Origin of the sequence: Micromonospora globbae (genome assembly GCF_036184225.1) — a bacterium.
Classification (GTDB): Bacteria; Actinomycetota; Actinomycetes; order Mycobacteriales; family Micromonosporaceae; genus Micromonospora; species Micromonospora globbae.
Genome location: NZ_CP108084.1, coordinates 1,707,230 through 1,719,377, shown reverse-complemented (window position 1 = coordinate 1,719,377; position 12,148 = coordinate 1,707,230). Strand labels below are relative to the sequence as shown.

General features: G+C 77.0%; 12 protein-coding genes. 8 read left to right on the top strand and 4 right to left on the bottom strand.

The window, feature by feature from the left end:
* Positions 1-225: 225 nt before the first annotated feature.
* From OG994_RS07620 to OG994_RS07610, 3 genes are all read left to right on the top strand, one after another.
* Positions 226-822, top strand: coding sequence for a hemerythrin domain-containing protein (locus tag OG994_RS07620; RefSeq protein ID WP_328852653.1), 597 nt, complete (start codon positions 226-228; stop codon positions 820-822).
* A 109-nt stretch (positions 823-931) separates the two neighbouring features.
* Positions 932-1,939 carry a LysR family transcriptional regulator gene (locus OG994_RS07615; RefSeq protein WP_328852652.1) on the top strand — a complete coding sequence of 336 codons (1,008 nt, stop codon included), beginning with the start codon at positions 932-934 and terminating at the stop codon, positions 1,937-1,939.
* A gap of 20 nt (positions 1,940-1,959) precedes the next feature.
* Entirely contained in the window at positions 1,960-2,205 is a 246-nt protein-coding gene (locus tag OG994_RS07610; protein ID WP_328852651.1) for a hypothetical protein, read from the top strand.
* Positions 2,206-2,318: 113 nt separating this feature from the next.
* On the opposite strand, the gene OG994_RS07605 is transcribed toward OG994_RS07610, so the two are convergent.
* The 3 genes from OG994_RS07605 to OG994_RS07595 are packed head-to-tail and all read right to left on the bottom strand — an operon-like array spanning position 2,319 to position 5,439.
* Positions 2,319-2,669, bottom strand: a complete 351-nt coding sequence (locus tag OG994_RS07605) for a DUF3140 domain-containing protein (RefSeq protein WP_328852650.1) — start codon at positions 2,667-2,669, stop codon at positions 2,319-2,321.
* Positions 2,669-2,887: a hypothetical protein gene (locus tag OG994_RS07600; RefSeq protein ID WP_328852649.1), complete on the bottom strand. Its 219-nt coding sequence runs from the start codon at positions 2,885-2,887 to the stop codon at positions 2,669-2,671. The genes OG994_RS07605 and OG994_RS07600 overlap by 1 nt, the downstream gene beginning before the upstream one ends.
* The gene (locus OG994_RS07595; protein ID WP_328852648.1) at positions 2,884-5,439 is read right to left on the bottom strand and encodes an ATP-dependent Clp protease ATP-binding subunit; all 2,556 of its coding nucleotides are present in this window, start codon (positions 5,437-5,439) and stop codon (positions 2,884-2,886) included. Before OG994_RS07595 ends, OG994_RS07600 begins: the two co-directional genes overlap by 4 nt.
* 130 nt (positions 5,440-5,569) lie before the next feature.
* Between OG994_RS07595 and OG994_RS07590 the strand changes: the two genes are divergently transcribed.
* From OG994_RS07590 to OG994_RS07570, 5 genes are all read left to right on the top strand, one after another.
* Positions 5,570-5,980 carry a hypothetical protein gene (locus OG994_RS07590; protein ID WP_328852647.1) on the top strand — a complete coding sequence of 137 codons (411 nt, stop codon included), beginning with the start codon at positions 5,570-5,572 and terminating at the stop codon, positions 5,978-5,980.
* A 162-nt stretch (positions 5,981-6,142) separates the two neighbouring features.
* Positions 6,143-6,403, top strand: a complete 261-nt coding sequence (locus OG994_RS07585; RefSeq protein WP_088993708.1) for a hypothetical protein — start codon at positions 6,143-6,145, stop codon at positions 6,401-6,403.
* 9 nt (positions 6,404-6,412) lie between these two features.
* Positions 6,413-7,519, top strand: a complete 1,107-nt coding sequence (locus OG994_RS07580; RefSeq protein WP_328852646.1) for a hypothetical protein — start codon at positions 6,413-6,415, stop codon at positions 7,517-7,519.
* Positions 7,512-10,169, top strand: a complete 2,658-nt coding sequence (locus OG994_RS07575) for an FtsK/SpoIIIE domain-containing protein (protein ID WP_328852645.1) — start codon at positions 7,512-7,514, stop codon at positions 10,167-10,169. Before OG994_RS07580 ends, OG994_RS07575 begins: the two co-directional genes overlap by 8 nt.
* Positions 10,166-10,831, top strand: coding sequence for a hypothetical protein (locus OG994_RS07570; RefSeq protein ID WP_328852644.1), 666 nt, complete (start codon positions 10,166-10,168; stop codon positions 10,829-10,831). Before OG994_RS07575 ends, OG994_RS07570 begins: the two co-directional genes overlap by 4 nt.
* Positions 10,832-10,873: 42 nt before the next feature.
* Here OG994_RS07570 and OG994_RS07565 read toward each other — a convergent pair whose 3' ends face one another.
* Positions 10,874-12,148, bottom strand: coding sequence for a cupin domain-containing protein (locus tag OG994_RS07565; RefSeq protein ID WP_328852643.1), 1,275 nt, complete (start codon positions 12,146-12,148; stop codon positions 10,874-10,876).

The following is a 12,148-nucleotide window of genomic DNA, read 5'->3' as shown; positions in this document are numbered from 1 at the left end:
GCTTCTTCATACCAGCCACGGCGCCCGCCCAGGTCGCCCCGGGCCCCGAGTCGGCCCGCGCCACGCCCCGGCACCGACCGATCCGCGCCGCGCCCCGGTGCCGGAACGCGGTCCGCCCCCGACGGTCCGCGCCGCGCCGGGCCGCGGTTTGGCGGCGGGCCGCCCCGGGTACCGCCGCCCGCGACCGCACGTCCCCCGCACCGCCCGCCAGACGAGGAGGGCACCATGACCGTCCCCCTGCCGCCGCTGCCGCCCGCCCCCGACGAGGGCTACCGGCCCGGTGGACGCAGCGTCGCCGACGTGGTGGCGCAGGAGCACCGCCAGCTGCGGGAGCTCGTGGACCGGCTGGACGAGCCGGACGTGCCCGCGGAGCACCTGGCGGTGCTGACGGCCGTGCTGTCCCGGCACCTGTCGGCCGAGGAGCAGTACCTGCTGCCGGCCGTGCGGGCGGCGGTCCCCGGGACGGCCGAGCGGGTCGACCGGACGCTCGACGCGGACGCCTCGCTGCTGACCGCCCTGAAGGGGCTCGCCGACGGCGACGCCGGCGAGGTCGCCGCGCGGGTCCGCCGGCACGTGGCCGAGGTGGACGCGCTGGTCGCGGCGCTGCGCGACGTGGCCACCGAGGAGGAGCTGATCCGCCTCGGCAACCGGCTGGAGATCGCCGAGGAGGCGGCGCCCACCAGGCCGCACCCCGACACCCCGGCCACGCCCCCGTGGAACCGGATCGTCGAGCCGGCGCTGGGCGTGGTCGACAAGGTCCGCGACGCCGTGACCGGCCGGCCGACGTACCCGGCCGACCTGCCCGAGCCGCCGCGCGCCTGACGCCGCGCCCGGGCCCCGGCGGCGGCCGTCCCGCCCCGCGACGGTCATCCATCATCACCGATCCGTCCGGGCCCTTCCCCGGGCCGGAACGGGGTCATACCGTCACGGTATGAATCTGGAGCTGCGACACCTGCGGGTGGTGTGCGCGATCGCCGAGACGGGCAGCGTCACGAAGGCCGCCTCGACCCTCGGCCTGGCCCAGCCGGCTCTCACCGCCCAGCTCCAACGCATCGAACGGACACTGGGCGGGCCGCTGTTCGAGCGGGACCGCCGCGGCGCCCGGCCCACCGCGCTCGGCGAGCTGGTGCTCGCCCGGGCCCGGGTGCTGCTGCCGGCCATGAAGGGGTTGCAGGACGAGGCGGCGCGGCTGGCCGGCGCCGCCGACGCGCCGCGGCGCTACCGGTTCGGCGGGGTGAACAGCCCCATCCTCGGCCGGCTGGTGCACCGGCTCGCCGCTGAGCAGCCGCAGGCGCAGATCAGCACGTACGCGTCCTGGTCGGTGGACGAGCTGGCCCAGCTCGTCGTCGGCGGACGGTTGGACTTCGTGCTGACCGGCGTGTGCGGCGACTCGAGCCCGTCGGCCGAGTTCGGGCTCAGCTGGCGGGAGGTGTCGGTCGACCCCGTGCTGGTGCTGCTGCCGGAGACCCACCCGCTCGCCGAGCGGGAGGAGATCGACCTGGTGGACCTGCGGCACGAGCAGTGGGTGGCCGCGCCGGGCGACGGCTGCTTCGGCGACTGCTTCGCCGCCGCCTGCGCCCGCGCCGGCTTCACCCCGCGGAAGCTGTACGAGACCGACATCCGTGGCTGCGTGGACCTGGTCGACGCCGGGGAGGCCGTGGCGCTCTGCCAGGCCACGTTCCGCCCGATCCCCGGGCTCGTCACCCGGCGGCTGGCGGGGGTGCCGCTGCGCTGGCGCCTGATGTTCGGGTGGCACCCCGACTCCCCCGCCGCCGGGGTCGCCGAGATGGTGCTCGAGACGGCGCAGGCCGCGTACACCGACTCCCTGGCACCGCACCCGGCGTACCTGGCCTGGCTGGTGCGCAACCCGGAGTTCGGCCTGCGCCGTTCGACGGTGGCCGGGCCGGCGGCCGGCGCCGGCGGGGTGCGAACCGCGTAGCGCTGGGTATCACGGCCCTCATGACCGAACCCGCTACCACCGCCGACGACCGCGACCTGCTGCGCCGTGCCGCCGCCGCGCACGCGAGCGCCGCGCAGGACATCGAGGCGTTCCTGCGCCGGCTGCCCGAGGTGCCCGGCCCCGCCGAGATCACCGAGTACGCGAACCTCGTCACGCGGGAGGAGCGGCTGCGCGCCGACCGGGAGGCCGCCGCGGACGCCGCCGGCCTGGTCATCGGCAGTCTCGAATCCGACCAGGGCACCTGAGGCCGCCGCCGCCCGGCCGCGCGACGGCGACGCGGTCGCGGGCGGACGGCGAGCAGACCGCGGGCGGACGGCGAGCGGACCGCGACCGGACGGCGGCCCGCCCGGCGGGCGGGTCACCGTTCGACGAGCACGTCGTGGCCGAGGTCCAGCAGGGAGTGCCGCCACTCGTCGTCGGCGTTGCCGCGCGGCGGCCGGGCGTCCACGAGGGACTGGATGCGGTCGACGGCCTCCCGCATCACCTCGATGTCCTCCGGGGTGAGGTCCACCTTCCGCTTGGTCAGCACCCGGAGGATGTGCCGGCCCGGCTCGGGCAGGCCGAGGTCCGGGTCCGCGCCGAAGGACTCCTCGCCGGAGCCCCGGGTCAGCAGCCACTGCCGCAGCTTCTCCGACGGGACGTTGACCTGGGCGTGGAAGTCGTCCCAGAGCTCCTCCACCTCGGGATCGAGCCGCTGTTCGCGTGCCATCAGGCCTCCTCTCCGGGTGGCGGCCCGGACGCCTCCGGGTCGCCCTCGTCCTTCCTGCGGCTCAGGCCCTCCTTCGGTACCCGCACCCGCGCCGGGTTCGCCGTCGGCCCCGTCCGGATCCGCTCGACGTGCTCGGCGTCGTCCCGGGACGCGGCCTCCTCCCGGCCGGCCCCCTCCTCCCGGGGCTCCTCCGGCTCGGGCGCCCGCGGCCGGCTCATCGGGGGTGCGACGTGCTGGCGGCGGTGTAGCCCCGCTCGCCGGCACCCACGTCGAAGGTGAGGGCGCCGTCACGGGCGTCCACGGTGACCTTCTGCCCCGGCGAGATGGCCGACTCCAGCAGCATCCGGGACAGCTGGTTGTCCACCTCGCGCTGGATCACCCGCCGCAGCGGGCGGGCGCCGAACTCCGGCTGGTAGCCGTGCTCGGCGAGCCAGTCGATGCCGGCGGTCGTGAAGTCCACCTCGATGTCCTGGGCGTGCAGCCGGCGGCGGGTCTCCTCCAGCAGCAGCTCGGTGATCTGGCGCAGCTGCGCGGCCTCCAGCCGACGGAAGATGATCACCTCGTCGATGCGGTTGAGGAACTCCGGCCGGAAGTTCTCCTGGAGCCGGCGCATCAGCCGCTCCCGCAGCTCGTCGCTCTCCTGCGTGCTGCCCGGCTCGCCCGCGCCGAACCCGACGGCCCGCTGGGTGCCGGTGATCAGCTCCGAGCCGAGGTTGCTCGTCATGATCAGTACGGTGTTCTTGAAGTTCACCGTCCGGCCCTGCCCGTCGGTGAGCCGGCCGTCGTCGAGCACCTGGAGCAGGATGTTGAACACGTCCGGGTGGGCCTTCTCGATCTCGTCGAGCAGGATCACCGCGTACGGGCGGCGGCGCACCGCCTCGGTGAGCTGGCCGGCCTCCTCGTAGCCGACGTAGCCGGGCGGCGCGCCGACGAGCCGGCTCACGGTGTGCCGCTCCTGGAACTCGCTCATGTCCACCCGGACCATGCGGTCGGACTCGCCGAAGAGCGCCTCGGCGAGGGCCCGGGCCAGCTCGGTCTTCCCGACGCCGGTCGGGCCGAGGAACAGGAAGCTGCCCATCGGCCGCTCCGGGTCGGCCAGGCCCGTACGGGAGCGGCGGACCGCCTCCGCCACCGCGGCGACGGCGTCGTCCTGCCCCACCACCCGCTCGTGCAGGTGCCCCTCCAGGCGAAGCAGCCGGTCCCGCTCCTCCTCGGTGAGCTGGGCGACCGGGATGCCGGTGGCCCGCGACACGACCTCGGCGATCTCCTGCGGCCCGACCTCGGGGACCTGCGAGGTGTTGCCGTCCTCGCCGTGCGCCCGCCGGACCTGCTCCTCCAGCTCGGCGATCCGGTCCCGCAGGGTCGAGGCCCGCTCGTACTTCTCGTCCGCGACCGCCTGCTCCTTGTCCCGGCGCACCTCCTCCAGCTGCCGTTCCAGCTCGCGGACGTCCGCGGCGGGCGTCCGGGTCCGCAGGCGGACCCGCGCGCCGGCCTGGTCGATGAGGTCGATGGCCTTGTCGGGCAGGTAGCGGTCGGTGACGTACCGGTCGGACAGCTCGGCGGCGGCGATGAGCGCCTCGTCGGTGAAGCGGACCTGGTGGTGGGCCTCGTACCGGTCGCGCAGCCCGCGCAGGATGGCCACCGTGTCGTCCACGCTCGGCTCGGGCACCAGCACCGGCTGGAACCGGCGGGCCAGCGCGGCGTCCTTCTCGATGCTCTTGCGGTACTCGTCCAGCGTCGTCGCGCCGATCACCCGCAGCTCGCCGCGGGCCAGCGCCGGCTTGAGCATGTTGCTGGCGTCCATGCCGCCCTCGCTGCCGGCGCCGCCCGCGCCGACCAGGGTGTGGATCTCGTCCAGGAAGATGATCAGCTCGTCGCGGTGCGCCCGGATCTCGTCGATGACCTTCTTCAACCGTTCCTCGAAGTCGCCCCGGTAGCGGGTGCCGGCCACCAGACCGGCCAGGTCGAGCTGGACGACCCGCTTGCCGAGCAGCGTCTGCGGCACGTCCCCGTCGCAGATCCGCTCGGCGAGGCCCTCGACGATGGCGGTCTTGCCGACGCCCGCCTCACCGATCAGCACCGGGTTGTTCTTCGTACGCCGGGAGAGGATCTCCACGGCCTGCTCGATCTCGTCGGCGCGGCCGATCACCGGGTCGATCTGGTCGTTGTGGGCCAGGTCGGTGAGATCCTGGCCGTACTGGTCGAGGGTCGGCGTGCCGCGGTCCGGCCGCGGCCCGGTCATGGGGCCGCGCTCGGCGTTGGCCGCCTGCAACGACTCCGGTTGGATCCGCCCGGCGGCCAGCATCCGCCCGGCCGGTGACTCCGGGTTCAGCGGCAGGGCCATCAGGATGTGCTCGGGGCCGATGTAGTTGGCGCCCATCGCGCGGGAGAGCTGGTGGGCGTCGAGCAGCGCCCGTTTCGCCGCCGGGGTGAGCGACAGGTTCGGCGGCACCTCGCCGCGCGGCGCGCCGTCGCCGCGCCCCCCGAGGGCGTTGAGCAGCGTGTCCGGGTCGGCGCCGGCCCTGCGGACCAGGTCGCGCAGCGGCTCCCGTTGCAGCGCCGCCCAGAGCAGATGGTCGGTGTCGAGGTCGGTGCTGTGCTTCTGCGCCGCGCGGCGGGCCGCGTCGGCCAGCATCTCCCGCGCGTCGGCGGTCATGAGCCGGGTGATGTCGACCCGGTGCGCCGGCCGGCGCCCGCCCTCGCCCCGGCCGAAGTACCGGGCCAGGAACTCGTCCCAGGGGTCGGTGCCGAAGTCGCCGGGTCCCATCATCTTTGTCCTCCGCAGTAGCGCGCGGCACGGTCGGCAGGGGCTACCCGGCGGTCGGCGCGACAAACGCCGCCACGCGCGGGGCGGCGCGCGTCGCCGGGCCGGCCGGGGGGCCGGGTGGCAGGCTGGGGGCATGGAGGGACCTCCGCTGCTGATCGTGGACGCCGCCAACGTCGTCGGGTCGCGGCCCGACGGGTGGTGGCGGGACCGGGCCGGGGCCACCGCCCGGCTGCGCGACTCGCTGGCCGGGGTGGCCGAGGCCGGACTGCCCCCGGACCTGCCGCCTCCGGTGGAGGTCGTGCTCGTCGTGGAGGGCCGCGCGCGGGAGGTGCCGGCCGTGCCGGGAGTCGGGGTCGTCGCCGCGTCCGGCTCCGGCGACGACGCCGTCGTCGACCTGGTGAGCGCGGCGCCGCGGCGCCGGCGGGTCGTCGTCACCGCCGACCGTGAGCTGCGGGAACGCGTCACCGCGCGGGGCGCCGAGGTGTACGGGCCGCGCTGGCTGCGCGACGGCGCCCAGGGCCCGGACGGGGCGCCGGTGGGGTGAGCCGGGGGCGGGTGGCGGTTTGCAGCACGGTCCCACCAATCGGACTCCCGGCGCTTCCTGGTGACAAGCGGTCACCGGGGCAGGAACACTGACAGGGCGGATGTCGTCGCTCCGCACGCGTAGGCTCTAATGAAGGCCTCCCCGCCCCCAGGAGGTACCCCCGTGGCGAGCGTCGCCGAGCTCAAGGCAGCCATCGACGTTGCACTGCAACAGATCGGCGACGGCCAGAGCGCCGTGCAGGCCGCCGGCGAGAAGCTGGCCGAGGCGCAGCAGACCCTGGCCGGCGCGCTGGAGGGCAGCGGGCACGAGACGGTCGAGGCGGCCCAGGCGTCGCTGACACAGGCCAGCCAGGAGCTGGAGGAGTGCCTCGCGGCCACCCTCGTCGCCGTCGAGCAGGCACAGCTGTACGTCGCGGCTCTGTGAGGCGTACCCGTGTCCATCGTCGAGGACATCGGTGCGCAGGTGCGCGCCGCCGCCGAGGAGCTGCCGCTCGGCCTCGTCAGCCAGGCGCTGGAGAAGTTCGGCCTGGCCAGCGAGCGGCTGAGGTGGGTGCGGCAGGAGTCGGCCAACCCGATGGGGGTGCCGGAGCTGTCCGCCGCCACCGAACACGCCGAGACCGCCGGGTACGCGCTGCGGCTCGCCCAGGAGCAGTTGGCGGCGTACCTCGCCGCCATCGGCCTCGGCGTGGGCGGTGAGCCGCCGGCCCGTGCGCCCCGCCCCGAGCCCCGGCACGACGCGCCCCGCGAGGCAGCCCCGGTCGTCGTACCGGCCGAGCCGGCCGAGCAGGTGCGGATGCGGCGCTGGTGGTCGGTGCGGGTGGCGGAGCTGACCGGGGGACCGGAGGGCGCCGACGAGCCGGACGAGCGGATCAGCGACTCCACGGAGCTGCTGCGGCGGGTGGTGCGCGGCGTCCGCGCGGGCGACCGGGACCGGCTGCGTACCGAGCTGCGCCGGGCGCACGCCGACGTCGGTCTGGGGCTGGCCGCGCTCGCGCCGCCCCTGCTGCGCGACCTCGCCACCGACCTGCTCCGGCACCCGCCGCGCGCCGAGGACCTCGACCGTCTCCGCGGGGCGCTGGGCGGTCCCGTGCGCGACCTGCTGCCCGGGCTGCCGGCGCCGGTGCTGGAGACGCTGCTGACCCGGGTGTGCCGGATGCCCCCGCCCCGGCGTTCCGGCGAGCCGCCCCACGCGGCCGACTCGGCCGTCGCGGGCGGCGTGCTGACCGGCGTGCTCCTCGCCCGCCTCGGCCGGGACCTGCCGCCCGACCTCGGGCCGGCGGCCGGCGGCACGGGCGGGGCGGGCGCGGATCGGGCCGGCGGCGACCGGCCGGGCGCGGGCCGTCCCGGGGACGGCTCGCCGGCGGCCCGCGCGGGCCGGGCCGGCACCACCGGGCCCCGCGACTCCACGGCGGCCGCCGGCCGCCCGGCGGCGCCAGATCCGGCCCGGGCGGCCACGGGCGGCCCACCGGCGGGCGTTCCGCGCCCCGGCCCGTGGACCGGCGCGCCGCACCGCGTCTCCCGCCGGGGTGGCGATGGCTGACCGGCGTACGCAGCTGGTCAGCCGCGTCCGGGACACGCTCGCCGACGCGCTCGGCGCGGCCCGTACCCGGCTCTTCGCCGCCCAGGCCGACCTGACCGCCGGACGGGAACGCCTCGCCCGGGTCCGCCGCGCCGCGGCGGAGGTGCCGGCGCGCGTGGGCGCGGAGCGGGACCGCCGGCTCGCCGAGATCGACGACCGGCACGCGGCCCGCATCGCCGAACTGGCCCGGCGGGCCGTGGACGCCGCCCGGCGGGAGGCGCCCGGCGCGGCCTCCGAGGAGTGGCCGCGGTGGGAGGCCACGCCCGCCGGGCGGGGCGAGGCTCCCGGCCCGCTGCGGGTCGGCGCCCTCGCCATCGCGGGCGCCGAGCCGGTGCCGGCGCTCGTACCGCTGCTCGACGCCGGGCACGTCGAGCTGGCGGGAAGCGACCGGGACGGCTGCGACGCCGTGGTCTCCGCGCTGCTGCTGCGGTCCCTCGGGCGGGCCGAGCCGGGCGGGGTCCGGCTGGTCGGGTACGACCCGGAGCACCTCGGCGGCGGGCTGGCCGGGTTCGCCCCGCTCGGCACCGCGGGGCTGCTCACCTTCGTCGGCCCCGGCGGGCTGGGCCGGCTCCTCGACGACCTGGTCGAGCAGATCCGCCGGATCAACGAGACCGTCCTCGCCGGTGAGCACGGCTCGCTGCGGGACCTGGCCGCCGACACGGGCCGGCGGCCCGAGCCGTGGCGGGTGGCGGTGCTGCTCGGCGGCGACGAGCTGTCCCGGCACGAACGCGGCCAGCTCGACCGGATCGTCCGTACCGGCGCGGCCTGCGGGGTGCACCTCGTGGCGCGGGGCGTGCGGCTGCCCGACGACCCGACGGTCACCCGCGTGGTGGCCGACCCCGACGGCGTACGCGTCGCCGGCGTGCCGGTCCGGCTCGACCCGCCGCCACCGGCGGCGCTCGTGACGCGGACCTGCCGGGACGTGGCGGCCCGGGTCAACGCCGGCCCGCCGCCGGCCCCGTTCACCGACCTGCTGCCGCCGCCGGAGCGGATGTGGCGGGAGGACTCGGCCACCGGCCTCACCGCGCCGATCGGCGAGGGAGCGCACGGCCGGCAGGTGCTGCTGACGCTCGGCGACTACCCGCCGCACGCGCTGATCGGCGGCCCGTCCGGCACCGGCAAGACCAACCTGATCTTCGCGTGGATCGGGTCGCTCGCCGCGCGCTACTCCCCCGCCGAGCTGGAGTTCTACCTGCTGGACTTCAAGGAGGGCGTGTCCTTCGCCCGGTTCGCGCAGGGCCGGCGCGACCCGAGCTGGCTGCCGCACATGCGCCTGGTGGGGATCAACGTCAACACCGACCGGGAGTTCGGGCTGGCCCTGCTGCGCTTCCTCGCCGAGGAGCTGCGCCGGCGGGCCGACGCCGCCAAGAAGCACGAGGTCACCAAGCTCGCCGAGCTGCGGGCGGTGGACCCGACCGGGCGGTGGCCGCGCATCGTGGCGGTCGTCGACGAGTTCCAGATGCTGCTCGCCGGCCGGGACGTGGTCGCCCGCGAGGCCGCCGACCTCCTGGAGGACCTGGCCCGCCGGGGCCGCTCGCAGGGCATCCACCTCGTGCTGGCCTCGCAGGACGTGCGGGGCATCGAGGCGCTGTGGGGGCGCCCGGCCCTGGTCGCCCAGTTCACGCTGCGGATCGCCCTGCCGAAGGCGCTGCGGATCCTCGCCGAGCGCAACGACGCCGCACAGTCGCTGCCCCGCTGGCACGCGGTGGTCAACGCCGAGTCGGGGCTGCCGGAGGGCAACGAGGTGGCCCGCATCCCGTCGGCCAGCGACTGGGAGACCTGGAGCGGCCTGCAGCACCGGTTGTGGCGGATGCGCCCGCAGGACGCCGCGCCCGCCCGGCTCTTCGACGGCGACGCGATCCCCCGGCTGGCCGACGCCCCGGACTTCCGGGCGCTGCGGCCCGACGAGGGCACCGCCCGCGGGCCGGTCGCGCTCCTCGGCGAGATCATCGACGTGCAGGCCCGCTCGGCGGCCCTGCGGCTGCCGCGGGCGCCGGGCCGCAATCTCGCGGTGCTGGGGACGCGGGTCGACGAGGCGTGCGCCGTGCTCGACGCCGCGGCCCGCTCGCTGGCCCGGCAGCACCGGCCCGGGACCGCCCGCTTCTCCATCGCCTGCCTCGACCCGGACGCCGACCCGGTCGCCCGGGCCCTCTACGAGGACCTGGCCGACGACGCCGCCTGGTACGACGAGGAGACGGTGCCCGAGCTGATGGCCGAGACCGCCGACGGGCTGGCGGCCGCGGCGGACCCGCACTACCTGCTGCTGTTCGCCGTGGACGCGGCCTCCGGCGCGCTGGCCGCCCGCGCCGGCGGGCGTACGGGGTTGGAGCGGCTGCGCCGCATCCTGCACGACGGGCCGGAGCGGCGTACGCACGTGCTGGCCTGGTGGCGCGGTGTGGCCCGGATGCGCGCCGACCTGGGCGGGCCGGCGGCGCGCACCGACCAGATCGGGGCGTGGGTGGCGCTCGACACGCACGGCGGCGAGCTGGGCTCGCTCCACCCGGGCACCGGGGGCCCCGACTGGTATCCCCGCCCGTGGCGCGGGCTCTTCTTCGACCGGGCGGTGCACCGCACCGGCCAGGTCATCATCCCCTACGGACCGTCGCGATGAACCAACCGGTGCCCAGTGAGACGTACGCCGCGCAGGTGCGGCGGCTGGCCGACGTGAGCGAACGGGTGCACGCCCAGCGGGAGGAGGCGCGGGCCTGGCACGAGCGGCAGTGCGCGGCGGCCGACCGGGCCGTGGCCGAGGCCGAGGAGCGGGTCCGGCGGGCCGAGCGGGACCTGGCCGAGGCGCGGGAGCTCCAGGAGCGGGTGGACGCGGAGGTGGCGCACCTGTGGCAGCAGTTGCGGGAGCGGCTCGGCGCCGCCGGTCGGCGGCTCGCCGAACCCCCGGCGCCCACGTCCGGTGTCGACGCCGACCCGGTCCTGCTGCTCGACCGGGTCCGCGAGCTGCTCGACCGGACCCGCAAGCCGGGCGAGCTGCCCGGTTCGACGAACCCGCTGCTCGCCCTCTGCGGGGTGGCCGGCGCCGTGTTCGCGTACGCCCTCGGGGCGGCCGCCCGGGCCGCCGGCGTCGGCTACGGCGGCGACCTCGCGGTCGGGATGCCGGTGCTCGCCCTCGTGGTGACGCTGTTCGGCCCGCTGGTCGGCCTGGTACCGGCGAAGGTGCTCGCCGACCGGCGGCACGCCGTCCTCGGCCCCCGCCCGATGATGGTGGTGCTGGCCGCCGGGCTGGTGACCACCGTCGTGCTGCTGGTCGCCAGCCGGTGACCAGCGTCGTGCCGCTGGGTCGCCGGCCGGTGGGCGGCGGCGTCAGGCGGGGACCAGCACGGCCTCCCGCAGCAGCCGGCGGGCCAGCGTCACCCGGTCGGCGTCGTCGTCGAGGCCCGGCAGGTCATCGACCCGGCCGACCGCGCCGGTGAGCAGCGCCCGGACGGCGGGCGCGCACTGGGCGGGCAGCGTGATGGTGCGGTCGAACAGCCGCAGCGCGACCCGGTCGTCGCCCTCGGGTTCGAGCTGCCACCGCAGCCCGGGCCGCACCGCGACCCGCGTGTCGGCATCCAGTGTGGCGAGCACGGCGGCCTGAGCGAGCGGGCGGATCGGCGCCGGCCGGGCCGCGGGCCAGGCCCGCCTCCGCAGCCGCCCGGCCACCGCCGCGGGGTCGACGCGCAGCAGCCAGTCCCGCAGCGCCTCCACCGTCTCGGTGAGTTCCGGCTCGACGGCGTCCGGGTCGGCCACGTCGATGCCCAGCGGCAGGCTCGTCCGCAACCGGCCGTCCTCGGCGGCCAGCGCCAGCAGCTCCTCGACGAGCGCGTACCGGGTGAGGGCGCGCACGCCCACGGTCAGGTGCAGCGAGCTGTACTCCTGCGCCTGCGCGCTGTGCAGCCAGCCGCGCGGCAGGTAGAGCGCGTCGCCCGGGGCGAGGACGACGTCGAGCGTGGCCGGTCCGGCCGCGGTCGCGGCGACCTCGTCGGCCCGGCCGCCCCACGGCTGCCGTTCCAGCGGGTCGGGCAGCACCGGCGGGTGGATCCGCCAGTGCTTGCGGCCGTCGACCTGGAGCACGAAGACGTCGTGGGTGTCGTAGTGGGTGGCGAACCCCTGGTTGCCGGCCGGCGTGAGGTAGGCGTTGACCTGCAACGGCTGGCCCAGCGCGAGACCCAGGTCGCGGGCGAGGTCGATGAGCGGCGGCCAGGTGCGGTGCAGGCCCTGCAGCACGAGGGTCGCGCCGGCGGCGTACTGCTCCAGCACCCGCTCGTCGAGGACCTGGTCGCCGATCTCGGCGCCGGCGCCGCCCCCGCCGGTCCAGCGGGCCGGCGGCACCAGCTCGCCGTCCTTGGCGATCCGCAGGAACGGCGTACGCAGGCCGCGCCGGCTGAGCAGCTCGTCGGCGTCGTCGGGGCTGAACAGGTCGGTGAAGCCGGCCCGGTTCGGCAGTTCGTCCGCCCGGGACAGCAGCGGGGTCCGGCCCCAGTGCGCGGCGGCGAACTTCGCGGGCTCCACGGCCACGCAGCGGGCGAGGGCGTCCGCCGCGCCCTGCGACGGCACCGCCGGGCGGCCGTTGCCGCCCGGCGGGTCGATGTCCGTCAT